The organism is Vibrio sp. 10N.286.55.E10, from assembly GCF_002872555.1.
In the GTDB taxonomy this organism is placed as follows: domain Bacteria; phylum Pseudomonadota; class Gammaproteobacteria; order Enterobacterales; family Vibrionaceae; genus Vibrio; species Vibrio crassostreae.
In genome coordinates this window covers 25,767-52,271 of the sequence record NZ_MCSD01000018.1, presented here as the reverse complement: position 1 = coordinate 52,271, position 26,505 = coordinate 25,767, and the positions used below count along the sequence as shown (strand labels likewise).

Below are 26,505 nucleotides of genomic sequence, written 5' to 3'. Positions count from 1 at the left end.
TTGGGGAAGCATAGATGTAAATCTACTTTCCCCATCTGCTTGATTCAGCCAATGTCTAGAGGTTTGAATCGTGACGCTACTCGTTAACTTTCGGATTTTGTCAGCTCGACTTCCTTTGCTAAATCTGGAGATAAAAACTCACACAGCTCATCGTAAGGAATAGGGCGAGAGAAGTAATAGCCTTGCATTAAGTCACATCCACACGCCTTTAGAATCGCGAAGTGTTCGTTTGATTCTACGCCTTCAGCCAATACCACCATGCCAAAGTTCTTGCCGATTGCTATGATGTTTTGAACCATAGTTAATGATTGCTGATCCACCGCAATATTTTCAATAAAGCTTTTATCGATCTTAAGTTCATCGATAGGGAGTGCTTTCAACATACTCAGTGATGAATAGCCAGTACCGAAATCATCTAAAGAGATCTTTATATTCTTCTCTTTGAGGGCTTCAAAAGTCGGTTTCACTAAAGTTACATCTTCAATGAACAAGCTCTCTGTAATTTCTAGCGTTAAACAGCTAGGAGAGAGTTGATACTTTTCTAGTGTCGCGAACAGGTGCTCAGAGAAAGATTGATGAGAAAACTGACGAACTGATATGTTGATCGACAGCCCGATCTTTTGTTCCGTTGTTCTGTGCAAGTGGGCGATCTGCATAATGCTGGACTCAATAATAAAAGTACCCAGTTTTTGCATTAAGCCTGTGTTCTCAGCAACCGGTATGAAGACATCTGGCGGTACAAAACCCAATTCGTCATCAATCCAGCGAACGAGTGCTTCTACACCATGAATACTTTCATTTGCACGAACTAGCGGTTGAAAAACCATGAACAGCGTTTGTTTCTCGATAGCGATGCGTAGCCTTTGTTCTACTTTCATTTTGTAGAGGTGCGCATCTTGCATTTCCGTTGTGAAAATACTGTATGAGTTTTGCTGTTGTTTCGCTTTGTACATCGAAATATCGGCAGAACGTAATAAACTGTCTAGATCTTTCCCGTGTTCAGGGAAACGAGCTACGCCGATGCTGCAACCTAACAAAAACTGAGCGCTTTCAACTTCATAAGGTTGAGAAAGTACTTCAATAATACGCTTGGCGAGTCGTTTTACCTCAGCTTCATTCGACAATGGCGTTAAGAACAAAAACTCATCGCTTGATTCACGTACTAAGAGGCTGAGTCGAGATCGGAATCGCATCAAACGCAAAGCTATTTGTTTGAGCACCTTGTCGCCGAAGTCGTGTCCGTGGGTATCATTGACACATTTAAAGTTATCGATATCAATAAACAACAGCGAGAACTGCTCTGACTCATCCTCAATCCATTTACCAATATTTTTACGCATGTACAAGCGGTTTGGTAGAGAGGTTAATGGATCATGGTTAGCCTGATAAATGAGTTGGCTACGAGTGCGCTGTTCATTCTTGGCAATCGACTTAACCAAAAAGTAGAAACCAAATTGAAGAAAAATAAAGGCAACGAAAAGAATGCTGAACTCTTGTATAAATATGCTATCAACGTGAGTTAGATCCGTGCGTCCAACCACCCATAATTTGTAGTTTGGGATGTATTTTGCGCTCATTAAAGAGTGGTATTGTTCATCGTCGACGACAAAAGAGTAGGTTTCTTGCCCATTCATCGCTTCTTGCACGCTGATTCCGAAGTGGTCGGTAAAGGTCCGTGCAATACGTTGTAGGACATCTTTGCCTACTGGAGAGGAATATGCACTCTCAGATTCGATATCACTCGAATAAAACTGGCGATAACTGTCTGTTCTGATCAGGCTTAGTGTATTGAAACTTCCGGCGTGAGCATTATTTTCAAATACGATCGTGGCGTCTAACCGCAGCCCTGCGGTCATTACTGCATCGATTTTATTACCATCGATCGAAATGGATTTTCTCAGCGGGATAACCAAGCTATTCAACGACTCTTGAAAATAGGTACGGCCAAGCACCATGCTACTGCTTGATAGGGCGTCTAAAAAGGAGTCTTTCGTTGGCGCGTATTGAAGCAAGTTCCTTTGATTCGCAAGTTGGAGATTTGAGCTGATCGAGAGGTAGTCACCGTCGGTGTTCAACAAGCCAAACGCTGCAATCACAGGGTGAGTATCTAGCAGTTTATCCAGTATTGGTCGAATTTGAATGGAGGCAGTACGAGTGAAGTCAGACTGCTGGGCGAGTTGGTGCCCAACCACTTCAAGCAGTGCCTCTTGACTGGTCAAGAGTGAGCTTACAGAGCTAGAAAAAAGCTCGACTTGGATATGTTGTTGTTGGGTGAAGTCATCTCTGTTGGCTTGCCATTTAGTTACGCCCAACGCGGCGAAAAGTATCAGGGTCAGTAGTACGATCAACGCGTACAGCGACCAGATATTTTTCTTAAATAGAGCCATGAGATGCCTTTTGTTGGTTACTACTTTTAACAGAGTGCAAGTGACAAACTATTGGGTCGTCAGCGTGATTCGTGCAACGAAAGATACAAACATCAATGATGACAGTATCAATGATTAAATAGTGTAACGACTACGAGCAGAGATTCTTGAGTGAAATATTATTATTCACCACATTGATAACGATTTACCCAAGATTAATCACGGTTTATGGTCAATAAATCGCTATAGATTAAAAAGCAACCGAGTAAATCCAGATTTGTTTTCAAACGACGTAGCATTACCGCAAAGCAAAGAGCTTACTGTGTGAGACGTTAAGTCATCACTACGAGTAAGCTCTTTATGCATGCGCAGTATATTCTAACAGTGGCATTAAGCGAAGTTGAATTACCTTTTAGTCACAGTGATGGGTAATTTCTCGTTAGCGCCCCATTCAGTCCATGAGCCATCATAAACGCCCATTTCACCTGAATATCCGGCCAGTTTAGCGGCTAATAATATGATGCAGGCTGTTACTCCAGAACCACAACTAAAGAACATCGGCTGAGAAGGGGTTAATTGCAACGTTGAAAAGATATCGACGAGCTCTTCTTGAGGCTTTAACTTACCGTTATCGAGCACTTGGGCAAATGGTAGGCAAATCGAATTCGGTATATGGCCACTACGTAAGCCTTCACGTGGCTCAGGAACTTCTGAATCGAAGCGAGCTTGAGAACGAGCATCGACAATGTTTGCGCTTTTGGCAGTGGAGTAACCTTCAATCTGCTGAGCAGTAACAAAATAGTTGTCTTGAATATTGCCTTCAAAATCACCCACTTTTACTTCGGTTCGATAGTCAGTCTCGGTCGCGTAACTGGCTTCGATCCAAGCTGGCAAACCGCCATCTAAGATGTATACGTCGTTGTGTCCCATTGCCATAAACATCCACCACGCACGAGGGGATGCGAAGGTTCCTGAGTTATCGTAAACCACAACCGTACTGTCTTGATTGATGCCAATTTCTTTTGCGCGAGTGTTGAAGTGTTTTTCGGTCGGGAACATGTGAGGAAGCAAAGTGTGCTTGTTACAAAAGTCTTTATTGTAGTCAAAACGAATAGCCCCAGGAATCATTTGTCCTTTGATCTTTTCTGACTCACTTGGGATCTGAAATTCGATACTGGCATCTAGGATTATAATGTTGTTTTCTTCTAGCAAACGTTGTTGAAGTTGTTCTGGTGAAATGAGTGGCTGAGTCATTCTTCTTATATCCATTCTTGTTGTTATATCGACGACTAAGGCGCTGTTCTACAGTGGATGAACTGATAGCTGCTTTGTCCGGTTATTTGATTGTTTAATGTATCAAGCGCGACCACAGAATCAAGAGGGCAGTCTGTTGTTGGTGGAATGGAAACGCGAAATATCTCGTTGTTTTGAGTTTCAACCGTGAGGTAGCGCCTATGTCCGTCTAGTGACTGAGTGAGCGTGTTAGAAATCACTTTGGCTTCAATACGTTGCCCCGTCTGTGACGTTAACGGGAAATGGGTAAGAGCAACTAATACGCCGACACCACACATTAATATAAGTAGACCTATTTTTAACTGTTTCATGAGAGTAAGTCTTTGAAGGTTATCTTGAAAATATAAGTTAGATTCGAAGTAAAGTGAATGAACGCCTATCAGATAATTTTCGCTGTTATTAGTGTGGGGCGATTAAAAAAGTGAGCATTGCTGCTCACTTTTAGTTGCTGATATTCGAAGCTAAACTTTCATTACCACACGATCTGAGAGTTGCTGCTCGATACTACTTTTTGTAGAGGTGGCTGCCCATCGTAAAACCAAATCTCAACAAGAAGTGAATCGTGGTTGACTGGGCTAGAGAAGTTAGAGGCGAACACACCATTGTTTAATGATCCTGCAATCACTTTGCTTGAGTAGTCTGGTTTCAATGTCGAGTCGTCACGAGCACTAAAACGGCTATACACGGTAACAAATGAACGGTCTGTTGAAATACTACTGATGTCGATGTCGATATCAAACTGCTCTACAGAGCTGTAATCAAAACCATCGGGTACCACTAAATCACTCATAGTGTAAGTTGGTTCCGCTGCTGCACTGGCTACTGGAGACGGTGATGGCGTTGCAGTTACTGGCGTTGCAGGTGTCGCCGGTGATGATGGTGAAGGAGAAGCCGTGCTGCCACCACCGCCACCTCCGCCCCCACCACAACCTGCTAGTAGGAGTGGGGCTGTAGCTAAAACTACGGTCATTGTTTTCTTCATGTTCCAAGAGCTTTGTGCAGACATATTATTTTCCTTAGAGAGGTTGCTTCTCAACTCAACGTTATGATGTTCGCGATTAGGTTTATCTTTGATACTCATGACGTCTCTCCTTATGGCTCGTAACATTGGTTGTCTGCTGGTGATGTGTACCAAGTTTGGTTATTGTCACCACCTGACTCTGCCCACTGCTTAAACTCTGGGTAAGCAGTTACGATATCAACGTATTCTTGTGGCCATTCCCACTCTTCTGTTGACGTGATAATCAGTGCCCAAGGGTGGTTTTCTGCTGTTTTGAAATATTTACCTGTTGCTGGGTCGCTATCATCAACACCGATTCCAGAATCAAATAGGTTCACAGTGTCAAAGGCCTCGGTTGGTGCTTGGTCTGGCAAGTGAACTTCCCAACTACGCCCTGGGTGCATCGGTAGGTTGTCGCCGTGATAGTAGCCCGGTGTTGCAAAAATGAAGGGGTCGTAAGGCATGTCTGTCCATGACGCAGTACTCACACCGTCGCCTGATAAGTTGATACCGATTTGGAATGCGAACTGTTCATCTTCTTTACAAGCGTTGCTTGTACGGTAGAAGGCGCATGAAGTATTCGCTTTTTCAGACAAGTCTTCAGCGGCGATAAAGATAGCTTCACTACGACCGTCTTCCATACCTAAATCGGTGAATACGCCATTGTGTTTCATGTATGAGTTAACGGTATCTACCGAGCTTGGTGCAAGGTTTGGTAGGCGAATCGCAAAGCCATTTTTGTAGGTTGCCCCCACAGCCGCTAGGCGACCATCGATGGTAGACTTAACAACCTTACCGTCTTTTAAGATCTCAGTGATGCGATACATGATAACGGCATCATTCATGTCATAGTCGGCTTTATAAGGCCAATTGTCTTCATACGCTAGGGTGGCGTAGCCAGAAGCACTTGGGAAGTAACGAGCCGTTGCGCCATCATTAAGAACATCGACTTGAATATCGACCACCTCACCAGAGGTAGAACCACCAAAGTAGCTCAGGTTAGTTTGTTGGCTGAATCTGAATCGAGCCCAAGTGGTACCCGTTAAGGCATTAATATCGACATTTAAGAATAAGTCGTTCTCACCGGCCGCCAATAAGTAATCGGTAAAGACTTGTTCGTTGGCGCCGTCGAAGCTGCCGTCTTGGTTCCAATCTATCCAAGCTGAAAGATAGCCCGTTGTTGAAGCTTCAATAATTACTTTCGAATCGAGGCCAGCTTCAAGTGCGGTTACGAAGCCGATACCACCATTCGTCCATTCGTCATCAATGCCGACGCTTTCATCCGATTGTGGAGAAACGTATCCATCCAGATCTGCATCTGGTGCATCTGTCCCTAACCATGTGACACCATCGAGTTCATGTCGAGGACCATTACTCGCTAGTAGAGTTAGGTAGCTGTCTGGCGCGTCACCGAAGTCGATGTTTGAATCTTCATCAACAACAGGTGCGTTGGCACAACGAGCACCATCGTTTTGACCAGAAGCTGGGCCATTCGAAACAAATTCAACGGCTGGAACAATACCTGCCGCGATATTGGCAGCGTTGTCTGGAGACAGGTTGATACGGTAAATTTTACCGTCTTGATTTCGCGATACGTAGTAGTAGCCATTGACATCAAAATAGCCAGCACCGAACGTACCTAACTCGCCGGTGTCGCCGATATAGGTTTCGGCACCAGTTGTAGGGTTGAAGCTGTATAAGCCACCAGAGTTATTATCGATACCATATAGAGAGCCATCGCTTGGGTGGAAAGCGAAATCAGTTAATTTCACTGTTGCTGGGCTGCCTGCGATTTTGTTAACGGTAACTGTCGCATTTGGATCAGAATCCAAAGGTGATAGATCAACCGTGAAGAGCCCTTTACCAGTGCGGTACAGGTAGTAAACATGATCGTAAACGTCACCCACATAGAAGGTATGGTCTGTCGGCAGTCCACTGGTGTTGATGACTTCTGCTTGGAAATCCTTGCCTAGGCGCACCAAGCGCTTGTTAGTGGTGTCATAACCGTAGATGTATCTGTCTTCGAAGTCGAAACCGACACCATTGATGTTAGCGTTCATCCCCGTGTCGTCTTCGAGAAGGGTCGTTGAACCAGTCACTAGGTTAACGCCCCAAACTTCCACAGGGGTGGATTGAAAGAGGTATGCCTTACTCGGGCAAGTATCGAATGGCGCTGCGTTGGCGACCAGTGGCGCGCTTAATAGCAAACTTAACGTTGTAATTCTCATATCTACATCCTTGTGATGGAAGGTCTAGATACTTAGTCAAGTAATGTGCCATTTTTAAGCTTATGATTTTATATGTTTTTATTTTTGATAATTCAAGTTCTTGTTGTTTTCTCAAAATGAGAATTCAAATGAAACTAATCCCTTAATAATTATTTCAAATTGATAACCCTGAGTAGAAGCTAAACTTCAGGAATACAAAAGCCCTGACTTATAGTCAAGGCTTAGGCTCTCGATAAGAGGAGGATGGTTTAGTCTATCCACACACCGAGCAATTAGGCATTTTCATCAAATTCATCTCACGCCAGCTGTGCGACATCGCATCGAGTATCAAAAGCTTGCCTTGCTTTGGTTGCCCGAATTTAGCAATCACCTTAATCGCTTCTAGAGCTTGCGCCGCGCCTACCATGCCAACAACAGGTGCCATTACACCCGCTTCAACACAGCTTAGTGCGGCGTTGCCGAATAGAGCACTCAAGCACTGATAACACGGCGCGTCGGCGTCTTGATAAGTGAATACGCTAATCTGACCTTCCATTCGAATCGCAGCACCAGAGACTAATGGTGTTTTCGATGCGTAACATAGGCGGTTCAACTGATTACGTGTTTCGACGTTGTCACTGGCATCAAGAACAAGAGAGTGAGTTTCAATCAACTTTGCAAGCGCTTGATCATCAAGCCTGTGGTCGACAGTTTCAATTGTCAGATGAGGGTTCAATACCTGCAGCGACTCAGCGGCAGAATCGACTTTCTTCTTACCAATGTCAGCATCGGCGTGAAGGACTTGTCGCTGTAAGTTTGAAAGCTCGACAATATCATCGTCGATCAGTGTCAGCTTACCAATCCCCGCGGTCGCAAGGTATTGAGCAGAGGCACAACCTAAGCCTCCAGCCCCTAATACTAAGATTGAGCTCTGCTTTAGCGCTTCTTGGCCTTCAAAATCAAACTGCTTAAGGATGATTTGGCGGTTGTAGCGAAGCATCTCTGTGTCAGACAGTATTTCCATCAGTGAGCCTCGTTAGTAAAGCGTCGAGTTAAACAGTTGGATCTGAACCGTTTCACCAACTTCAACACGACCGCGTTCGCGCTCTAGTACCACAAAGCAGTTTGCTAAACTCATTGAGCGGAAAGCGCCAGAGCTTTGGTTACCGGTTGTTTCTACGACAAACTGACCGTTTTCAATCGAGTAGATGCCACGTTGGTAATCAGTACGGCCTGGGCCTTTTTTGAATGCAGACTTGGTGATAGCAGGAATAGATTCTGGTGCTGTCCACGCGGTATGACCCGCAAGCTTAGCCAGCATAGGTTGAACCAGTACGTACATCGTCATCATCGCTGATACTGGGTTACCCGGTAGGCCACAGAACCACGCGTTATCCAACTCACCAAATGCGAACGGTTTACCGGGTTTGATTGCAAGTTTCCAAAAACCGATTTGCCCCAGTTCTTCAAGAATGTCTTTCGTGTAATCAGCTTCGCCAACGCTTACGCCACCAGAAGTCACAACCACGTCTGCTATTTGCTGTGCTTTCTCGAACGTCTCTTTAAGCGTTGCAGGGCAATCTGGGATGATACCTAGGTCGATAGCTTCACAACCAAACGCTTCAATCAGCGGTTTAATGCCGTAGCGGTTGCTGTCGTAGATCTGACCGTCTTCAAGAGGCTGGCCTAATGGTTTTAGTTCATCGCCAGTAGAGAAGAACGCGACTTTAGGCTTGTGTAGTACTGTAACGTGGCTTACACCCAGTGAAGCAATCATTGGAATATCACGAGGTGTTAAACGTTCACCGCGGCTAAGTACGATATCACCCTGCTTGATGTCATCACCAGTAGGACGAATGTTATTGTTCAGCTTGATGTCGTCTTGTTGAATCTCAATGACAGCGTCAGTTTCAACCGTGTTTTCTTGCATGATTACGGCGTCGCACCCTTCCGGGATCTTTGCGCCAGTCATAATGCGAATACAGGTATTTGCTGGCCATTCACCTTCAAAAGGTTGACCTGCAAAAGACTTACCCGCTAAAGGCAGCATTTTACCGTTTTCAAGGTCTGCTAAGCGCAGTGCATAGCCGTCCATTGCTGAGTTGTCAAAGGGAGGTACGAAAATAGGGGAAAGAATATCTTCAGCAAGGACATAACCTAATGCTTCAGCAAGAGGCAGAGATAAAGTCGTTTGGATTGGTTTGATTGGTGATAGCAGCTTGTCTAGTGCTTCTTCAATTGGCATTAAGCCGGGAGCGTCGCAACAGCCCATAATTGAAATCCTTTGGTCGTTATTATTTTGATTTGGTGGTTGGCAGCAGTGATTCAATAATGATCAAATTAATACTATTTACCAACGAAATTGCAGCCACTTTAGCATAGTTTAACCCCCGTAAATAATGACCTCCCTTAAAATATGGGTGTATTTATTCAAAATTCCGAGTATCCTTGTTTGCCATCCAGAAGGGGCAATAAAAGAGGAAGTTCAATGTCAGGTCTTAGCGAATCAGCGAAGTTGGTTAAAGATGCGCTAGCAAGCCGCGGATTAGAGACACCAATGCGTCCTAATCAGGTTAGCCGAGAAGAGAAAAAGGAACGAATCGAACACCATATGCGTGAGATTCTAACTCTCCTTGAACTTGATCTTACAGACGATAGTTTGGAAGAAACACCACAACGTATTGCTAAAATGTACGTGGATGAAATTTTCTCTGGTTTGGATTACGCCAATTTCCCTAAAATTACGGTAATTGAAAACAAGATGGGCGTTCGTGAGATGGTACGTGTAAAAGATATTACCGTGACCAGTACTTGTGAGCACCACTTAGTGACGATTGATGGTAAAACAGCGGTCGCTTATATCCCGCGTGGGAAAATCATCGGCCTTTCAAAGATTAACCGTATTGTTCGATTCTTTGCTCAGCGCCCGCAAGTTCAAGAGCGCATGACACAGCAGATCCTTGTTGCATTGCAAACGCTATTAGAAACCGATGATGTTGCTGTAACCATGGATGCGGTTCACTACTGCGTGAAATCACGTGGTGTAATGGACGCAACTAGCGAAACGACGACAACCGCATTGGGTGGTATCTTCAGATCAAACCCAGCAACGCGCCACGAATTCTTACACGGCCTACGTTAATACGTTGCGTTATTTGATGGACGCGATTTAGCCTCTGTAAATTGATGTTCGTTAAAAATATTCTAAGCCTCGCTTCCTGCGGGGCTTTTTTGTGCCTGTAATAAAGTTAACTGCATGACTGCGAATGTTGTCATTACCGAGAGTGAAGAAGGAGCGAGTAAGGAATCTGTTTGTCTGCGCTGTTTTCTGATTTTGTATGAGATCCCCGATTCAGTCGTTCCTCCTTCTTGGGGATGACGGAGAAGATCGGTTTGCTCATAAGGGAAAATACGAGGGTGGAGGTTCAGTTTGTATTCTATTGTCAGCCTTTTAGAAGCACGCGCTGCCGATCTTGCAGAGTGAGCGACTCAGTCATATTCGTCATTCCCTAAAGCGAGGAACGAGCGTAATAGGGAATCTTTTGGGGCTGAAGAGGAAAAGTACGCTCTATCGAAAATATAGAGCGTAACTAGAAACAACTGCTGGTGGAATGCTTAAGTAAGATTAAACAAACGCTTAAAGCGATGAACAAAACCTGATGGTTTGTTCTCAGCTTGATAGAGGTTCAAGCCATCATAAAAGCTGCCCATGAACTCGACTCGAATCTCGTCATCAGTATTTCTCGAAAGGCGAGACAGTAATGTTGCGGTCGCAGCAGCATGATCATTGGCTAGGCTGTAATCCATTCCTAGTCGTCCTTGAATGAATAACCACAAATGCGTGACTAGTTTTAACTGTTGGGCGTTAGAGTTTTGAAACTTGTCGCTATGTTCAGTGCCCACTGTATTATCGAATACATTTTGCATCGCCTCATTCGCTTCTTTATTACTTTCAAAGCGATAGCTTACATCGATATGTACTTTAGTTAGCAGACCAAGCAACGTCTGACGTGCAGAGTTGTCCGGTTTGTTCTCGCAAGCGTGTTTAAACAGGGCATGATTTTCGTCAATAAAAGACGTTAGCTCTTTCTCAAAACCTGTCGCAATCGCAGTTACTGAGTCTAAGCCAGACTCCTTCAAACAAACGTGAAGTCTGGTTTTAGCTTGTTGGTTTGCTTCAAGCTTTTGCTGATTACTGGTTGGAAGCTCAGTCATTACTCTGCAGCTCTTCCCATGTGACTTCTGCTGATTGTGTATCGCTATTAACGAAAGCAGAGTTGCCTGTCAACATGACAGAAAGATCCATCGTGCGTTGTGTCATCGCTGCAAGCTGCTCAATACCATCGTTGTCTAGACGAACGATTTGAGCTTTTAGATAACCGAATTTGCCTTTGTTCTGTTCCCACCAAACATTTGATTTAGTGTTGAAGCTGAATACGCGAACTGATTTCGATAGACGAGTTGCCTTCTTAACACGCTCTGGATCGGGTTCGCCGACATCAACCCATTCTAGGATTTGATCATCTAACGACTTCTGCCATAAATCGGGTTCTTCAATGCTAGACAACCCTTTGGTGAACTCAAGTTCAGGAGAGGCATTGATACAGAAAGCCATGATTCGAGCCATCATTCGCTGTTCTGTTTCCGAAGGGTGTTGTGCAACCGTTAGATTAAAAGAGTCGTAATAGTCGCGATTCATATCAGTTAAAGAGATACGAAACTTATAGATTGTCGGTTTAAGAGCCATTGAGAGGGTGTCTTAGGTAGAAATAGTGAAGGGGAATATTACCTTAAATCTCTGAATAGCGGGTAAAAAAATAGCCAGCAGAGGCTGGCTATTTTTAGAAAGCTTTAAAATACTAAATTAAAGTACTTTGATGCTGTCAGCTTGTGGGCCTTTTTGACCTTGAGATACTACGAACTCAACTTTTTGGCCTTCAGCAAGAGTTTTGAAACCTTCGCCAGTGATTGCAGAGAAGTGTGCGAATACGTCTGGACCGTTTTCTTGTTGAATGAAACCGAAGCCTTTAGTTTCGTTGAACCATTTTACTGTACCAGTAACTGTGTTAGACATGATGTTATCCCTAAAATTAATTTTTATAGTGAGCCAATTGTGGCACTGATAGCGTGGAAAAGTTTATTGCTATTGCGTACAACACAACGGGGTTACTAGTAATCCAACGAAATGTTTATATACAAAGAACTTTCTTTCTAGCCGAAATGGAGTCTAAATCAAATCAGGGGATAGTCAATCGAATCCATAGTGAAAGGTTGCAGAAACTTGGGGGTAGTCAAACTTTGCATTCCTTAAATATCATGGAGTTACAGTTGTATGGTGATTTCTTGTCGTTTTTGTGAAAAACCTAGGTGAATTTGATGACAAAATTAGAGTGGTTGCACTGTTTTGGCACATTCTACTTTGTGATAAGAAAGCCGTTAAATTGACTTGAGGGCCTGTATTTAACGGCTTTATTTATAAAATCATTATCAAATATCGTCTGTTTGTATCGGTGTCGCCACTACTTTTTCAAGCGGTATAGATTACCATTATCGGTGCTGAAGAAGATGTCTCCGTTTGGTGAAGTTTCGATGTCTCTTATCCTTTCGCCTAAGTCCTCTAAAATGCGTTCTTCCTCGATTGCCTCACCTTGCCCGTTAACTGTGACGATATTGATGTGGGTAAGTTTTAGTGCCCCTGCCAACAGCTTGCCTTGTAATTCTGGGTACTTGTTACCTTGGTAGACGATCAAACTGCCCGGAGCGATTGAAGGAACATAGACCTTTTTAGGCGCTTCTATGCCTTCTTTGGTTTCAGATTCGCCAACGCTGATAGGGCCCCAATACTCCTTACCGTGTGATGTGACTGGCCATCCGTAGTTAGCTCCTGCTTTTATTAAGTTAATTTCATCACCGCCACGCGGACCGTGTTCTATAGACCAAAGCTTTTGACTTGGGAAATCATAGAAAAGCCCTTGCGGGTTGCGGTGACCGAAACTCCAAACCTCGTCGAGAACCTTGTCGTTATCTGTGAAAGGGTTGTCGCTTGGCGTGCTTCCATCGGCATTTAATCGTAATATTGAACCTGCGTGCGTCATGGTGTTTTGGCCGTTATCTCGATCCCCTCGGTCGCCAATAGAAAAGTAAAGGTGGCTATCGTCAAACGTAATGCGGCTCCCGAAGTGACGCCCAGTATCGGTTCTCGACTTCGAAACAAACACATCTTGCCAATTAGACACTTCACCATTTTTGTAATCAGCGGAAGCGAGTGTGGTTACGCCTTCATCGTCGATGTCTTTGCTATACGTCACATAGAGTTTGTCTTCTTCAAAGGGTGAAAACGTAATATCTAGAGCGCCGCCTTGACCTTTTGCCCAAACATCAGGCAGCCTGAATAGTGTGCTTTGGTCACCTGTTTTCAAATTAACGTGTTTAATAACGCCGGCTTTTTCTGTGAGAAGCATAGAGTCGTCATCGACATAAGCTAGGCCCCATGGGATTACGAGACCGTCTGTGATCTTCTCAGCTTGCCAGGCGAAGGCCGCCGTTGAGGCAATAGGACTGGACACAACAAGTGCCAAAGCAGAGCATAGAATGCGGTGATAAGTGTTCATTGAAGTCTCTTGATTTCATGAGGTGGTATTAGTGTAGCTTGTGTTGATTTAAGTTTAAGGAAACATTTACTCTGTTTTCACTCGTTATGCTGGTGAGTTATCCAAAGAATGAGTACCTCATTCACTTAACTTTGATTCTTCGGGTTACTCGCAGACAACGGCGACCTTTTCGCTTGCAGCTGTCTTAGCTGGAACTGGATGATCGATAAGTCGAATTGGGGACTCATACAGTGCAGACAAAGCCTGTTCATCGAGTAACTTATCGGCGCTGCCTTCAAATGCAATCTGACCTTTCTTCAGAGCAACGATGTGCGTCGCGTAGCGCAGTGCAAGGTTCAAGTCGTGCAGAATCACGATAACGCCAACGTTTTCATTTTTGTTCAGTTCAGACAATAAACTCATCAGTTGGAATTGGTGATGAACATCCAATGCAGAAGTCGGTTCATCAAGGATCAATACCGGTGACTGTTGAGCCAGCAACATAGAGACCCACGCTCGTTGACGTTCACCACCAGATAAGTCATCCGCTAATGCTTGTGAGAATTCAGTAACACCGGTTCTTTCCATTGCTTGTCGGATGATCGACTTATCTTCTGAATTCCAACGACCTAACGCGCCTCTCCATGGGAAACGCCCTAAACGAACCAGCTCTTCCACCGTTAAGCCAGCAGAAGCAGGGAGCTTTTGTGGCAAATACGCAATCTTCTTGGCTAAGTCTTTGCTTTTTAGTGAAGAAAGAGAAGTGCCGTCCAGTTCAACGCTACCATGATCCGGTGACATCTGCCCTGATAGCAAATTAACGAGTGTAGATTTACCTGAACCATTATGGCCAAGAACGACAGTCAGTTCATTGGTCGGAATCGCAAGGTCTTCAATTGAGAGAATGGTTCGTTCATCACGAACAATTTTGATGTTTGAAAGCTGAAACATGTCAGTCCTGTGTCTAGACCAATAAAGCGACTCAATGGAATCAAATGAGCGTTATTGGCCTTTAAAAATAGAGGGTGTTATTGTGCTGCTTTTTTGTTATCGGGGTGTCTTGGACAATCGTCGCAATACTTTCCCGAATCGCATTTGTAAACTAAGCAACAGCTGACTCTAATCAGTTTAAGCATTCCTGAATCGGCATCGACCTTGAGGCTGTCTAAGTGACTTTCAGGTAATTGGCATGCTTCTAACCAAAGCTTAGCTTGTGCTGTGATGTAGTCGTTGGTCAGGCTCGGTTCATGCTGCTGCAATTTGATCAAACTGCCTAACAGTAGATCCGCCAGCAAATGGTTAGTAAAGCCTGGGCGGATGCGTGTCCATTCACTTATTTGGCTGCGATAAAACTCAGTAAGTGCAAGTATGGCTTCGCCCGCTTTAGGTATCAATTCCTCAGGTGAGCCGTGTTGATGATCACCATTAAAGAATCGGTATCCTGTGACGAACTCTTTGTACCTAAACTGACCGATATTCTTAATATCAGGCAGCGAGTGAAGGCCGTAGATAGAAACGAAGGTCACATAGATAGGTTGCCAACAAACTAGATCCCAAGTTCGGGTTAACCAATAAGCTTTGCCTGCTTCTGTGTGATTTTCCGCTAATCCATCGTAAACACGTTTGATCTCGATATGGCTCTTATCGTTTGTCATTGCGATGCTTTTGCTGCTCAGAGAGCCATAACTTCCGCTTAGATAAGGCGTTATTTGTTTTGAGTAAGCGAAGATTTTCTGGTGCAGGGAGGGGGCTCTGCGACGAGTGGCAATATTGTGCAGCTGGGAAAGCATTTTAAACCATTAAATGAGAATCAGTTGCGTTATCATAGCGAACCTCATTGACGATAACCATACAAAATGGTGCATCTCTTCAGAGAACTCTTGGTTTAAAAGATTTATAAATTGAGTGCGCCTTGGCCATTATTAAGTGATAAAAGTCGCTTTAAATGTTAAAAAGTATTCCTGTATCGACTTAATTGTTACCACTATCGAGATTATAAAAGCGTGACTATGAACACTCCTGCATTTGACCGTATCAGCCGCGTTCTAGCTTATATCCATGCGAACCTTAGCTCTGCGTTATCTCTAGAAGATATTGCAAAGCAAAGCTGTTGGTCTCGCTGGCAACTGCAAAGAGTGTTTCAAGCCGAAACGGGGCTTACTGTGGCTAACTATGTGAGAGAGCTAAAACTGAGTCAGGCAGCAGAAGAGCTACTTGATGGAAGAGAGCGTGTCATCGATGTTGCACTCGGGCTTGGGTTCAATTCAGAAATTAGTTTTAGTCGTTCCTTTAAGCAGATGTTTGGGGCAAGCCCAAGCCAATATAGAAAAGCGGGCAAAAGAGTAGGGCTAAGAAAGCCGATACAAGTGTCTGAAACTGTCAGCGCAGAAGAAAAAGGCGCTCTGAGTTTTGTTGAAGTTCGTATTGACGAAAGAGAGTCTTTCCTTGTTAAAGGCATAACATCAGAAATCAGCGGCTTGTTTTCACTAACACAAGATTTTGCAGAGAAAGTCCCTCAACTTTGGTCTCGCTTGGAACAGGAAGTTACGATTCCAAATGATAATGTGCTTCAGTTTATTGGCGTCGTTGATCTTACTCAGTCTTGTTTTGATGGCACCAACATCCACTATTGGGCCGGTGTTGAGCTTCACGACGGAATTTCCATCCCGCAATTACCAAGCATCATATCCGATAAATTGAAGGTGCTGACCATCCCTAAGCAAACTTATGCTGTGGTTAAGCATTGTGGGCCGATTGAAAACTTGCGACATACCTTGAGCTGGTTTGTGCTTAACTGGCTGCCGAGTTCTGGTTATCGTGGTGTCGATGGCTATGAACTCGAAGTGTACCCATTTGGCTATCAAGCCCATGCATCAGATGCTGAAATGGAGTACTGGGTTCCTATTATTAAATCGTAATCATATCCCCACGAAACCTCTTTCTATAAACCTCCCACTGAATAAGGTCAATTGTGTTTTTAATCAGCAATTGGCCGATTTTTATTAAAATTAGGCCAAGTTCTTTTTTAATTTGCACCAAATTGTTAATTATCCCATCTCTAGATACATACAATGCAAATGAGATTTATTATTATTTATGTTAAGCATTGGTACCGAGGGAATCATGACCACTCACACTCGTTTTAAGTATTCATCATTGGCAGTAGCGTTGCTCACTGCATTTTCAGCGCAAGCGTTGGCGGAAGAAACCGTTACAGCGGCAGACTCGAATATCGAAACTGTCACGATTATGGGGAAAGCCTATCGTAATACCGCAACAAAATCGGCACTTGAGCCAGAAGAGACGCCTCAAGGTATTACCGTTATTGATGAAGAACAGTTAGATCAACGAGGTGTGAAGTCCCTCAACCAAGCGCTTAGATACGCGCCGGGTGTTGTAACCGAGCAGAAGGGCGCATCAGTAACGATGTACGATACGTTCTCGATTCGTGGCTTTAGTAATAACCAAAGCTACTACGATGGTTTGGTACTTCCGTTCCTTACTGGTTGGAACTTACAACCTCAAATAGACCCTATTGCGATTCAGCAAGTTGAAGTGTTTAAAGGCCCTACGTCTGTGTTGTATGGAGCTATGCCACCGGGTGGTATGGTCAACATGATTGCAAAGACGCCGCAAGAAGACGGGGCTACAAAAGTAGGAGTATCTACTGGCTCAAGAAACCTTATGGAAGCGTCAATTGATACAACAGGTCAATTGGGGGACAGTGACTTTTCTTACCGCTTGGTAGCACTCGCTCGTAAACAAGACAGCCAAGTCGATCACGCCGAAGAAGAGCGCTATGTGATTGCTCCTTCACTAGATTGGCAGGTCTCTGATAGAACACTTATTAACTTCAACTTTTACTATCAAAATGATCCGTCAATGGGTACTAACTCCGCAATGCCGCTTGAAGTGCTGAAGGCAAGTGATCCATCTGTCTCCATGGGTGACAAGAACTGGAGTACCTTTGAACGTGAAGTCTTGATGTTAGGCTATAAGATCAATCATCAAATCAACGATAATTGGACTTTTCTTCAGAACGCTCGCTATACCGATGCATCTCTGTACCAGGAGAATACTTACCACACCGCGACTAATTTCAACCCTGCGACAGGCAGTTTAATTCGAAATGCTTACAGTACGGATGAGGATTCACAGAGTTTTGTTATCGATAACCAAGTTTCAGGTCGCCTAGAAATTAGTGGCTTAGAGCATAATTTACTATTCGGTGTCGACTACCTAAAGCTAACAGGTGATTCTCTGTACAAAGAATTCACTGCGAATGCGGGCTTCTATGGGTTTGATGCTTACAATCCGAAAACTGACCTTTTGGATAAAAGTCAGCTTCAAGAGAACTACCGTGAATCTCACGACATTACGACCGAGCAGCTAGGACTATATTTCCAAGACCAAGTACGCTACGACGCGCTTGTTCTACTTGCTGGTGGTCGTTACGACATGTTCAAGGCGAGCGATGATAAAAATAGCTCTTACCCAACTTATGATGGAAAAGAAGAAGCTGAACATAACCAGTTCTCTTATCGTGTAGGTGCCTTGTATGAGCTAGATAATGGTATTTCTCCGTTTGTAAGTTACGCGACGAGCTTTGAGCCAGCGGCAGGTACTGATATTAATGGCAACTCTTTAAAACCTCAGCTAGGTGAACAGGTCGAGCTGGGTATTAAATACTTGTCTCCAGATATGTCGCAACAGGTTACGGCTTCCTATTTCCATATTACTAAGAAAGACTCAATTGCTGCTGATCCATCAGATCCTACATACCGTTCTAAGATTCAGCTAGGCGAGGTGCGCTCGCAAGGTTTGGAGCTTGAAGGCCGATGGTTTGTCACGGAAGATTGGGATGTGAACGCGAGCTATACATACGTCGATATGGAAGTAACGGAAGATGCAAACCCTGACCTTGAAGGAACGACACCAATCTACGTACCTACACACGCTGCGAATTTGTGGAGTAATTACTATGTGTACGGTGGTGCTTTAGCAGGTACGCGTTGGAGTGCTGGCGCTCGTTACATGGGTGACATGGAGATGGATGCAACCAATACTCAAGGGAAAGTGCCGTCTTACACTGTCGTTGATATCTCTATGGGTTACGACTTAGGTGAGGCAAGCGACACACTATCTGGTGCAACGGCTAATTTGATGGTTAACAACCTGTTTAATGAAGAGTACTACACCTGTTACGACCAATCGAACTGTTGGTTCGGTGCTGAGCAGTCTGTAGAGCTCAGCGTTAACTACGAGTTCTAATTCATTTGAATACATAAATCTAAGCAGCCTGTGTAGGCTGCTTTTGTCGTTAAATAAACAATTAAAAAGTGACAGTGATTATATGAAAGCCAACTATTTTACTTCTCGTTTTCCTAAAGTGAGTTCGTTCATTGTCTCATTGAGCTTGTTGTTATCAGCTCAAGCGATGGCCAACTTTCAAGTTGAAGACAGTGAGGGTGTTAAAACCCTTGAAGTTCAGCCTGTTAGAGTGGCTGCGCTGAACTGGGACATTGCTGAACAAGTGATTGAACTCGGTGTAACACCAGTGGCAGTGCCTGATATCGCTGGCTATACAGATTGGGTTGTTCAACCTGCGATTCCAGAAGGCGTGGCCGATATTGGCACTCGAACTGAGCCTAATTTCTCTGCTTTGAAGAAGCTAAATCCTGATGTGATTCTTATCGCTTCTCCTCAGAAAGATCTTCAGGAACGACTTTCTGAAATTGCGCCCGTGCTTTACTACCAGACGTACAGTGAACAGCATAGCAATGCGGCGGCGGCTATCGATAACTTCAAGAAGATAGGCCAATTGCTTGGTAAAGAAGAGCAAGCGAACGACAAACTGGCTGCGATGGACGAACGTCTTGAGGTTTTAAAAGCTGAACTAGATAAAGCGTATCCGGGCGACAAGCCGAAAGTGACCTCTTTCCGTTTTGCGAGCACGACTTCGGTTTACATATACGGTGATAACTCGATTCCGCAATATGCGCTTGAGCAGCTAGGCTTTGAAAATGCGATGGATCTTCCTGCGAGTCAGTGGGGCATCAGTCAAAAGCGTATGACCGAGCTTAAGAATGTTAAGGGTGGTATTGCGCTTTACTTCGAACCTTTCCCATATCAAGACAAGTTAGATCGTTCTCCGGTTTGGAAGAGCATGCCTTTCGTTCGTAATGGTCAATTTAGCCCTGTAGCAGCAAGTTGGAGCTACGGCGGTGCTATGTCGATTTTGTATAACGCAGAAGCGATGGCGCAATCGTTGTTGACGTTAGCGGAGCAGTAATGAAATCCAGTGGTTTGATGATGGGGGCGGTGTTATTTATCGCCGCCCTTATTCATTTATGGTTAGGCCAGTCTGAATTTGGCCCTATCGGTGAGTTGTTTCAGCAAGTCTCACAGATCAGTGACATCGTTACATTCAATAAAATGGTCGACGATTCATTCGAGTTGATGGCATTAATTTATGTCAACTTACCTCGTTTAGTGATGGCGATTTTGGTTGGTGGAACACTTGGCACTATCGGTAGTTTGTTCCAACAGTTAACGCAGAACCGCATGATGTCTCCACTTACACTCGGTACATCATCAGGGGCGTGGCTTGGTCTGGTCATTCTGAACGTGGTCGCGCCAATGTTGGTTGCTCAATATTCGGTTTGGTTTGCGCTGATAGGCGCGCTGCTTGCTATGGGTCTGATTGTCTCCATTGTTGGCATTAAAAATATGAGCGGTTTACCGATTGTATTGGCGGGTATGGCGGTCAACTTATTGCTAGGGGCATTTGCAACGGCGATTATTCTACTCAACGACCAGTACGCACAGAATCTGTTTGTATGGGGAGCGGGCGACCTAGGGCAAAATGGCTGGGAACAAGTGCTTTGGTTGATGCCTAAGCTGTTGCCGATTTTTGCCATATTCTTCTTAGCTCCGCGAGTTCTGACTTTGCTTTCCATCGGCACTGAAGGGGCTGCGGCGCGCGGGCTCAATATTGGCACGACCTTCTTTGTGCTAATGGCAATCGGCGTTTGGTTGGTTTCAGTGTCGATTACCTCAGTGGGCGTGATCAGCTTTATCGGCTTGATTGCTCCGAACATCGCTAGGCATCTAGGTTTTCTAAAGGCTAAATCTGAACTCATCGCGAGTTGTGTATTAGGCGCGCTATTACTTTGTGTCACCGACAGCTTGGCGATCTTCTTGGCGCAATGGTCTTTGGACATGATTCCAACAGGGACGGCAACCGCAGTGATTGGTGCTCCTGCGTTGATCATTATTGCGAGAAAGCAAATGTCTGCTCAAGATCAGTTGTTTTTCTCAATGCCTAAAGGTCCGAAGTCTATTTCATCTTTGGCTTACTTCTTGTTGGGCACAATGATTTTCGGGTTGTTGGCGTTGAGTGCATTGTCACAGCCTTCTTCTGATATGGGCTACTTTGTTATCCCAGACGCATTTGAATGGTCTATTCGTTGGCCGAGAATGTTAACCGCGATATTCGCTGGTGGCGGCTTAGCGGTGGCGGGTGTGATTTTACAAAGATTGGTCTACAACCCGCTCGCAAGCCCAGACATTCTTGGTGTGTCGGCGGGTGCAGTTCTGGCGTTGATTTTCAGTAGCTTATTCATGGGCTATTCGATTCACTCACTAAGCCCGTGGGTTGCATTTTTAGGTAGTGCGATTGCGCTTTGTTTATTGCTGTTCCTTGGCAAGAAGCATCAGTTTGCTCCGTCTATTCTAATTCTGACAGGTATCTCGCTGACCGCGGTATTGGAAGCTTTGGTGCAATTCTCTTTAACACGAGTGGGTGAGGGGAAATACACATTATTGGCTTGGTTAGCAGGGTCTACCTACCGTGTGGAGCCTGAGTCTGCCACTATAATGGCTGTCGTGATAACGGCTTGTATTGGTGTTGCTCTGCTGTTGAGTCGTTGGGTGACCTTAATTGCGACTGGACGACAGTTCGCGAGTGCCAGAGGGCTGAACATCAACATCGCTTACGTGGCTCTGTTGTGTATTGTCGCGGTGTTATGTTCGATGGTCACAACCACCATGGGGCCGGTCGCCTTTGTTGGTCTATTGGCTCCACATATCGCGGTGATGGTTGGTGCTCGTTTGGTTCGTGAACAGATCATTCTATCGTTTTTGATTGGTGCGGCATTGATGTTATTTGCTGATTGGTTAGGGCAAGTGGTGGTGTTCCCAGCGCAACTTGCGGCAGGGACGTTAGTTTCCATTATTGGTGGCAGTTATTTCATATTCTTATTACTGAAATCTCGAACAGCATAGGTTCTGCTAATGTCCTAAAACCACTGGTAATCAAAGCTATTGGCAACCAAAGCTACGAATAAAAAGCAGTGAATGGAGCGATCCATCACTGCTTTTTTTGTAGGAGTCGTTTGTGTAAAGGGGGGGAGTTAAGCAACGCAGGTCTCGCTTCTTAATGTGCAAGTTTGGCATATGTTAATAAAATGTATAATCTAAAGGTCTGACCACTGATAAGGTAGCCGCCATGCCAAACCTCGATCGTATTACTTGTTCTATCGATGAAAACCAAATTGCGACGGTTGTGTTGAATCGACCCGATAAGCTCAATGCTATTGATATGGCAATGTTCCAAGGCGTGAATAACATGGTGACTCAGCTGAAAAAGAACACTGAGATTCGTGCTGTAATAGTGAAGGGCGAGGGGCCTGATTTTTGTTCAGGGCTTGATGTTAAGTCCCTTTTAACCAGTAAATCTGGGGCGATGAAGCTGCTGTTTAAATGGTTACCGACATTGCCTAATGCTGCACAACGTTTTTCATTGGGTTGGCGAGATATTCCATGCCCTGTCATTTTTGCGATTCATGGTCGTTGTTGGGGAGGTGGTCTGCAATTAGTCAGTGGTGGTGATTTTAGGATTGCTAGCCCTGATGCGAACTTCTCAATATTGGAAGCAAAGTGGGGCTTGATTCCTGATATGGGAGGCGCCATCGCATTTCGAGAGCTGATGCGAAAAGATCACACCCTAGAAATGGCGATGACGGCCAAAGTGATCGACTGCGAAACCGCGAAAGAATATGGATTGGTGACCAAGATTGCCGAAGACCCTTACGCTGAAGCTTATGCTTTGGCTCTGGAATGTGCGAATCGGTCGCCAGATGTTGTCGCTGCTAATAAGAAACTCTATAACAAGACTTGGTGGTCAAGCCCAGGCATGGCTGTGTTCTACGAGACTTGGTATCAGATAAAGGTCGCTTTGGGTAAGAACCGAGCGATTGCTGCTCAACGTGAAATTCATCGAGATAACCCACGACCATACGTCGCCAGAAAGTTTAAATAGCGTTTGTACAGGAATAATGGATATTCCCTTTGTTTATGAGGCTTTGCGGTAACCTTAGAACAATTTAATGTCTAAGGCTAAATGAGCAATCTGATGAACAAAACTTTTACTTACTCTATAGCTGCCACCGCAATTTTTACTAGCTTAAATGCTTTCGCAAGTGGCCTGTTTTTGCAAGAAGCGGTCGTTGCCAATGCTGGTACTACTGGTGCTGGTGACGGTGTTTATACTCGCTCTGCTGCTGCGATATGGACTAACCCTGCCACTATGTCTCACATGGGCGAGAGCAAAACGACCATCAACACCATGGCGTTCGATCTTGAGATGAAATATCAAGACAACGATGGTAATCCAGACGGCAAAGCTCATTCAGTCATGCCTTCATTTGGTGCCTTCCATGCTCACCAAGTCACAGACAAATTACACCTTGGTATTGCGCTGGGTGCTGTTGGTGGTTCAAGCCTTGATTACGGCAGTGATTGGGCGGGTGCTGCACTTCTAGAAGACATTACCCTGACCGCAATGCAAGTGAACCCATCACTGAGTTATAAGCTGAATGATCAGTGGTCAGTGGGTGCTGGCGTTCAATTGAGTTGGGCTGCATTCGAGCAGTCGACTTCTGGGTTTACAGCTAAGCAAGATACTGATTGGGCTTACGGGTATAACCTAGGTGTAATGTACACGCCTACAGATAAACTCAAGTTAGGTGCCAGTTATCGCTCTAAGCTAGAACACGAGTTTAATAACGAAGTGAAAGGTTTAGGTAATGTTGCTAACTCTTTGTCTACAGATATTGCTCTTCCTGAAATCATTGACTTCAGTGCAAGTTATGCATTGAATTCTCAACTTGATCTCTTGGCAAGCGTTCAATTCCACCGCTGGAGTGCTTGGGACGAAACGGTATTAGATTTCGGAGCAACTGACTTAGGCGGCGTTCCAATCGAACGTGATTGGGATGATGTATGGAAGTTTGCAGTAGGTGCGGATTACCAACTTAACTCTGATTGGCGCTTAAAAGCAGGCTTCTCTTACGAAACGTCACCACAAGACGATCCTTCAATGCAATGGGTTGACCTTCCAGTGGGCGAGCAATACCGCTACTCGGTAGGAGCATCTACCTATTGGGATGATATCTTAATTGACGTTTTCTATGAATACGCAGATTTAGGTTCAGTTGATATGAACCGAAACTTGGCAGGTTCACAGGTGAACTTGTTGAATGGTTCTTTCGATGGCCGCATTCACTTTGTTGGCGTTAGCGCGACATTCTAATGACATTACGTAATTTATTAATTGTTACTTCGGTAATACTGGGTTCAACGGATGCTTTGGCTGAAGAGAAGCATCCAGATGATCCGACTAAAATCGTGACCAAAGCCGGCGTTGCTTATAACGAAGAGCTTAAGTTCTCAGGCTCTATCGGGCTTGATGAAGCTCGAATGATCAATGCTCGTGTCAACGCGGACGGCGAAGAGTGGCGAGTGGGTGGTTCATGGTTATTACCTTTGGGCATCGTCAATTTCAACTTTAGCCGCTCTGAATACGACAACGATGCTTATAAGAATAACTACAGTATCGGGACATTTGTTCCGTTGAGTTATTTTGATATTGAGCCGTTTGGATGGCAAATCTTCCCGATGGCTGGCTACAGCTATAACGATGGTGAAGTGGCGGTGTTCGATGATGATAACGTTGGCTCTGACTATGTATTGATGCCGAGTTCAACACACGGTGGCTACATTGGTGCGTTTGGTTTAAAAACGATTACGGATGAATGGTCTATCATGGGCTTCGGTGGCGGTTCAATGGGGTCTGATGATTACTCCGGCTATTGGGCTGGCGTCGGCGCAAGCTACAAATTGAGTGATGCTCAATCATTCAACTTCTTCACTATTTTTGCTGAGGACGATTTCGGTGAAAATAACAGTGTCGGTGCTTCTTACACCTATGAGTTCAACTAAGCTTCAACTCGTTTCCCCATAAATAAAAAAGCTGAGTGTAGGCCAACCTAAGTCGGTGAACTTACACTCAGCTTTTATCATTTCTCTATGAGCTTTTTAGCTGTTGTTCGATGTTAGCAAGTCGCTTGGTAGCGCTCTACGTAGCTTTGCATTACCTCATTCATCGCTTTCGTGATGTTGGCGTATTGCTCTTCTTCTAAGTTCGCGAGAGACACACGTAGTGACCATGTTGGAGCATCAAACCCTGCGCCCGGCATGACAATCACACCATGCTCTTCTGCAAGGCGAACCAAGAAGTCTAGCGGTTCGTAGGTTTCTTCTAACCAAGAGAAGAAGCCCTCGCTGTGAACTGTTTGAGCGATTTCTTTCAGGTCAATCTCTACATAATAAAACGCACCTGTTTTATCGCCTTCAGCAATGATTGGCGTTGCTAGGTTTTTCTGCATCAAAGTATTGTATCGACGACGCACAATCTGCTTAGCCAAGCGCTTATATTCTTCACCACCTTGCATCAATGACAACAACGAGAACATCGTCATCTGGATTTGCTGAGGTGTTGAAAGGCCAGCAGTATGATTCAGTGCGACAGCACGGCTGTCAGCCACCAAACGGTCAATAAATTTAATCTTACTCGGTTCAAGGGAGATGCCTTGGTATCGTGCTGTTAATGTGTCTCTGGTTTGCTCCGGGAGATCTGCAATCATGCGGTCGAAGTTACTGTCTTCGTGAACGCCAATTACGCCTAAACGCCAGCCAGTAGCACCAAAATACTTAGAGTACGAATACACTAGAATTGTGTTCTTCGGAGCAAGCATCGCTAACGAAGTGAAGTTATCTGCAAAGGTGCCATAAACATCATCAGTCAGTAGGATGAGTTCAGGACGACGGTTAGCAATTTCTGCGATCTTCAAGAGCGTCTCGTCACTTAATCTTACTGATGCTGGGTTACTTGGATTCACTAAGAAGAACGCTTTTACGCTTGGATCGTTTAACTTTTCTAATTCTGAATCAGGAATCTGCCACGCCGACTCTTCTGTTGCCATGATTTCCACTTTGTTTAGTGAATAATCTTCAAGCTCTGGCATCTCGATGTAAGGCGTGAAAATTGGTGCGCCAATCGCAATCGTGTCGCCTTTGTTTAATAAGCGGTTGCTCTTCAATGTATTGAAGATGTAGACCATTGCTGCGGTACCACCTTCAACTGCAAACAAGTCAAATTTGCCAGCAGGTAGCGGCTGACAGCCTGCCATTTCTTGCTCGATGTATTTACGAGCAATGAGTTCCGAATATTTGAGCATGCGATCAGGCACTGGGTAGTTGTTACCTAGAATCCCCTCAACCCATTCATAAATAAGCGCATCACCGTCTACCTGATATTGATCCGTAATAAACTGGAAGGCTTCAATGAGGAATTGCACACCTTCTTGGTCTTCGTATTTTTCACAAAACTGAAGAAAGCGCAGGCTAATATCTTGTTGAACTCCCATTCCACCAAAGCCTTCATACCCTGAGAAATTCGATTTTGATTCTTCTAGTGCAAACATACCTAATTGGAAAAAGGCTTCACGTGGCGCTGTCGCGACCCAGTTTGGGTTACCACGACCAGCGTTGATCATAGTTTTCTCATGTGAATGCTGAGCAAGGTCGATCAGTGTGTTTTTTACTTCGAATGGGCTTAGTGTTTCTAGGCGTTTTTCATCTGTGCGTTTCATAGTCGTTTCTCTTTAAATTTGTTTAAGATCCAAGTTTTTTGGATATATAAATGA

22 protein-coding genes are annotated in these 26,505 nt (G+C 44.6%); 8 read left to right on the top strand and 14 right to left on the bottom strand.

Annotated features, from left to right (window positions below; all coding sequences use genetic code 11):
• Nucleotides 1-83 precede the first annotated feature (83 nt).
• The 7 genes from BCV39_RS12240 to moeA form a co-directional block, all read right to left on the bottom strand.
• Nucleotides 84-2,387, bottom strand: a complete 2,304-nt coding sequence (locus BCV39_RS12240; protein WP_102432960.1) for an EAL domain-containing protein — start codon at nt 2,385-2,387, stop codon at nt 84-86.
• A 384-nt stretch (nt 2,388-2,771) separates the two neighbouring features.
• Nucleotides 2,772-3,620 (bottom strand): sulfurtransferase, encoded by an 849-nt coding sequence (locus BCV39_RS12235; protein ID WP_102432961.1) that lies wholly within the window; start codon nt 3,618-3,620, stop codon nt 2,772-2,774.
• 35 nt (nt 3,621-3,655) lie between these two features.
• Nucleotides 3,656-3,970, bottom strand: coding sequence for a hypothetical protein (locus tag BCV39_RS12230; protein ID WP_102432962.1), 315 nt, complete (start codon nt 3,968-3,970; stop codon nt 3,656-3,658).
• 161 nt (nt 3,971-4,131) lie between these two features.
• Nucleotides 4,132-4,740: a hypothetical protein gene (locus BCV39_RS12225; protein WP_102432963.1), complete on the bottom strand. Its 609-nt coding sequence runs from the start codon at nt 4,738-4,740 to the stop codon at nt 4,132-4,134.
• Nucleotides 4,741-4,751: 11 nt separating this feature from the next.
• The gene (locus tag BCV39_RS12220; RefSeq protein WP_102432964.1) at nt 4,752-6,887 is read right to left on the bottom strand and encodes an LruC domain-containing protein; all 2,136 of its coding nucleotides are present in this window, start codon (nt 6,885-6,887) and stop codon (nt 4,752-4,754) included.
• 253 nt (nt 6,888-7,140) lie between these two features.
• Nucleotides 7,141-7,890, bottom strand: a complete 750-nt coding sequence (gene moeB / locus BCV39_RS12215) for a molybdopterin-synthase adenylyltransferase MoeB (RefSeq protein ID WP_048662564.1) — start codon at nt 7,888-7,890, stop codon at nt 7,141-7,143.
• Nucleotides 7,891-7,902: 12 nt separating this feature from the next.
• Nucleotides 7,903-9,138, bottom strand: coding sequence for a molybdopterin molybdotransferase MoeA (gene moeA, locus BCV39_RS12210; RefSeq protein WP_048662565.1), 1,236 nt, complete (start codon nt 9,136-9,138; stop codon nt 7,903-7,905).
• Nucleotides 9,139-9,354: 216 nt separating this feature from the next.
• Here moeA and folE point away from each other — a divergent pair, with 216 nt between their 5' ends.
• Nucleotides 9,355-10,008: a GTP cyclohydrolase I FolE gene (gene folE, locus BCV39_RS12205; protein WP_048659985.1), complete on the top strand. Its 654-nt coding sequence runs from the start codon at nt 9,355-9,357 to the stop codon at nt 10,006-10,008.
• A gap of 473 nt (nt 10,009-10,481) precedes the next feature.
• Here folE and BCV39_RS12200 read toward each other — a convergent pair whose 3' ends face one another.
• The 6 genes from BCV39_RS12200 to BCV39_RS12170 all read right to left on the bottom strand — a co-directional run bounded on the left by BCV39_RS12200 (nt 10,482) and on the right by BCV39_RS12170 (nt 15,246).
• The gene (locus BCV39_RS12200) at nt 10,482-11,081 is read right to left on the bottom strand and encodes a hypothetical protein (protein ID WP_048659986.1); all 600 of its coding nucleotides are present in this window, start codon (nt 11,079-11,081) and stop codon (nt 10,482-10,484) included.
• Nucleotides 11,074-11,613 carry a YaeQ family protein gene (locus BCV39_RS12195; RefSeq protein ID WP_017631131.1) on the bottom strand — a complete coding sequence of 180 codons (540 nt, stop codon included), beginning with the start codon at nt 11,611-11,613 and terminating at the stop codon, nt 11,074-11,076. The genes BCV39_RS12200 and BCV39_RS12195 overlap by 8 nt, the downstream gene beginning before the upstream one ends.
• Before the next feature lie 117 nt (nt 11,614-11,730).
• On the bottom strand, nt 11,731-11,940 hold the full coding sequence (locus BCV39_RS12190; protein ID WP_004737278.1) for a cold-shock protein: 210 nt from the start codon (nt 11,938-11,940) through the stop codon (nt 11,731-11,733).
• A gap of 445 nt (nt 11,941-12,385) precedes the next feature.
• Nucleotides 12,386-13,477: a PQQ-dependent sugar dehydrogenase gene (locus BCV39_RS12180; RefSeq protein WP_102431700.1), complete on the bottom strand. Its 1,092-nt coding sequence runs from the start codon at nt 13,475-13,477 to the stop codon at nt 12,386-12,388.
• A 144-nt stretch (nt 13,478-13,621) separates the two neighbouring features.
• Complete coding sequence (locus BCV39_RS12175) at nt 13,622-14,407, bottom strand: ABC transporter ATP-binding protein (protein WP_102431699.1); 786 nt, start codon at nt 14,405-14,407, stop codon at nt 13,622-13,624.
• 77 nt (nt 14,408-14,484) lie between these two features.
• Entirely contained in the window at nt 14,485-15,246 is a 762-nt protein-coding gene (locus BCV39_RS12170; RefSeq protein ID WP_102431698.1) for a siderophore ferric iron reductase, read from the bottom strand.
• A gap of 219 nt (nt 15,247-15,465) precedes the next feature.
• Here BCV39_RS12170 and BCV39_RS12165 point away from each other — a divergent pair, with 219 nt between their 5' ends.
• The 7 genes from BCV39_RS12165 to BCV39_RS12135 all read left to right on the top strand — a co-directional run bounded on the left by BCV39_RS12165 (nt 15,466) and on the right by BCV39_RS12135 (nt 24,739).
• Nucleotides 15,466-16,374 (top strand): AraC family transcriptional regulator, encoded by a 909-nt coding sequence (locus tag BCV39_RS12165; RefSeq protein WP_102431697.1) that lies wholly within the window; start codon nt 15,466-15,468, stop codon nt 16,372-16,374.
• Nucleotides 16,375-16,579: 205 nt separating this feature from the next.
• Complete coding sequence (locus BCV39_RS12160; RefSeq protein ID WP_102431701.1) at nt 16,580-18,727, top strand: TonB-dependent siderophore receptor; 2,148 nt, start codon at nt 16,580-16,582, stop codon at nt 18,725-18,727.
• Nucleotides 18,728-18,809: 82 nt separating this feature from the next.
• Nucleotides 18,810-19,748, top strand: coding sequence for an iron-siderophore ABC transporter substrate-binding protein (locus tag BCV39_RS12155; RefSeq protein ID WP_102431696.1), 939 nt, complete (start codon nt 18,810-18,812; stop codon nt 19,746-19,748).
• Nucleotides 19,748-21,742 carry a Fe(3+)-hydroxamate ABC transporter permease FhuB gene (gene fhuB / locus BCV39_RS12150; RefSeq protein WP_102431695.1) on the top strand — a complete coding sequence of 665 codons (1,995 nt, stop codon included), beginning with the start codon at nt 19,748-19,750 and terminating at the stop codon, nt 21,740-21,742. Before BCV39_RS12155 ends, fhuB begins: the two co-directional genes overlap by 1 nt.
• Before the next feature lie 223 nt (nt 21,743-21,965).
• Nucleotides 21,966-22,778: a crotonase/enoyl-CoA hydratase family protein gene (locus BCV39_RS12145; protein WP_102431694.1), complete on the top strand. Its 813-nt coding sequence runs from the start codon at nt 21,966-21,968 to the stop codon at nt 22,776-22,778.
• Between the two features lie 93 nt (nt 22,779-22,871).
• A complete protein-coding gene (locus BCV39_RS12140) occupies nt 22,872-24,050 on the top strand; it encodes an outer membrane protein transport protein (RefSeq protein ID WP_102431693.1) in 1,179 nt (392 codons plus the stop codon).
• Nucleotides 24,050-24,739 carry a hypothetical protein gene (locus tag BCV39_RS12135; protein ID WP_102431692.1) on the top strand — a complete coding sequence of 230 codons (690 nt, stop codon included), beginning with the start codon at nt 24,050-24,052 and terminating at the stop codon, nt 24,737-24,739. The genes BCV39_RS12140 and BCV39_RS12135 overlap by 1 nt, the downstream gene beginning before the upstream one ends.
• Nucleotides 24,740-24,852: 113 nt before the next feature.
• Here the strand turns inward: BCV39_RS12135 and BCV39_RS12130 are convergent, their stop codons facing one another.
• A complete protein-coding gene (locus BCV39_RS12130) occupies nt 24,853-26,451 on the bottom strand; it encodes a bifunctional aspartate transaminase/aspartate 4-decarboxylase (RefSeq protein WP_102431691.1) in 1,599 nt (532 codons plus the stop codon).
• Nucleotides 26,452-26,505 lie beyond the last annotated feature (54 nt).

Excerpts from the sequence above, each read along its gene's own strand:
- BCV39_RS12240 (WP_102432960.1), bottom strand. The coding sequence starts at position 2,387 with ATGGCTCTATTTAAGAAAAATATCTGGTCGCTGTACGCGTTGATCGTA.
- BCV39_RS12235 (WP_102432961.1), bottom strand. The coding sequence starts at position 3,620 with ATGACTCAGCCACTCATTTCACCAGAACAACTTCAACAACGTTTGCTA.
- BCV39_RS12230 (WP_102432962.1), bottom strand. The coding sequence starts at position 3,970 with ATGAAACAGTTAAAAATAGGTCTACTTATATTAATGTGTGGTGTCGGC.
- BCV39_RS12225 (WP_102432963.1), bottom strand. The coding sequence starts at position 4,740 with ATGAGTATCAAAGATAAACCTAATCGCGAACATCATAACGTTGAGTTG.
- BCV39_RS12220 (WP_102432964.1), bottom strand. The coding sequence starts at position 6,887 with ATGAGAATTACAACGTTAAGTTTGCTATTAAGCGCGCCACTGGTCGCC.
- moeB (WP_048662564.1), bottom strand. The coding sequence starts at position 7,890 with ATGGAAATACTGTCTGACACAGAGATGCTTCGCTACAACCGCCAAATC.
- moeA (WP_048662565.1), bottom strand. The coding sequence starts at position 9,138 with ATGGGCTGTTGCGACGCTCCCGGCTTAATGCCAATTGAAGAAGCACTA.
- folE (WP_048659985.1), top strand. The coding sequence starts at position 9,355 with ATGTCAGGTCTTAGCGAATCAGCGAAGTTGGTTAAAGATGCGCTAGCA.
- BCV39_RS12200 (WP_048659986.1), bottom strand. The coding sequence starts at position 11,081 with ATGACTGAGCTTCCAACCAGTAATCAGCAAAAGCTTGAAGCAAACCAA.
- BCV39_RS12195 (WP_017631131.1), bottom strand. The coding sequence starts at position 11,613 with ATGGCTCTTAAACCGACAATCTATAAGTTTCGTATCTCTTTAACTGAT.
- BCV39_RS12190 (WP_004737278.1), bottom strand. The coding sequence starts at position 11,940 with ATGTCTAACACAGTTACTGGTACAGTAAAATGGTTCAACGAAACTAAA.
- BCV39_RS12180 (WP_102431700.1), bottom strand. The coding sequence starts at position 13,477 with ATGAACACTTATCACCGCATTCTATGCTCTGCTTTGGCACTTGTTGTG.
- BCV39_RS12175 (WP_102431699.1), bottom strand. The coding sequence starts at position 14,407 with ATGTTTCAGCTTTCAAACATCAAAATTGTTCGTGATGAACGAACCATT.
- BCV39_RS12170 (WP_102431698.1), bottom strand. The coding sequence starts at position 15,246 with ATGCTTTCCCAGCTGCACAATATTGCCACTCGTCGCAGAGCCCCCTCC.
- BCV39_RS12165 (WP_102431697.1), top strand. The coding sequence starts at position 15,466 with ATGAACACTCCTGCATTTGACCGTATCAGCCGCGTTCTAGCTTATATC.
- BCV39_RS12160 (WP_102431701.1), top strand. The coding sequence starts at position 16,580 with ATGACCACTCACACTCGTTTTAAGTATTCATCATTGGCAGTAGCGTTG.
- BCV39_RS12155 (WP_102431696.1), top strand. The coding sequence starts at position 18,810 with ATGAAAGCCAACTATTTTACTTCTCGTTTTCCTAAAGTGAGTTCGTTC.
- fhuB (WP_102431695.1), top strand. The coding sequence starts at position 19,748 with ATGAAATCCAGTGGTTTGATGATGGGGGCGGTGTTATTTATCGCCGCC.
- BCV39_RS12145 (WP_102431694.1), top strand. The coding sequence starts at position 21,966 with ATGCCAAACCTCGATCGTATTACTTGTTCTATCGATGAAAACCAAATT.
- BCV39_RS12140 (WP_102431693.1), top strand. The coding sequence starts at position 22,872 with ATGAACAAAACTTTTACTTACTCTATAGCTGCCACCGCAATTTTTACT.
- BCV39_RS12135 (WP_102431692.1), top strand. The coding sequence starts at position 24,050 with ATGACATTACGTAATTTATTAATTGTTACTTCGGTAATACTGGGTTCA.
- BCV39_RS12130 (WP_102431691.1), bottom strand. The coding sequence starts at position 26,451 with ATGAAACGCACAGATGAAAAACGCCTAGAAACACTAAGCCCATTCGAA.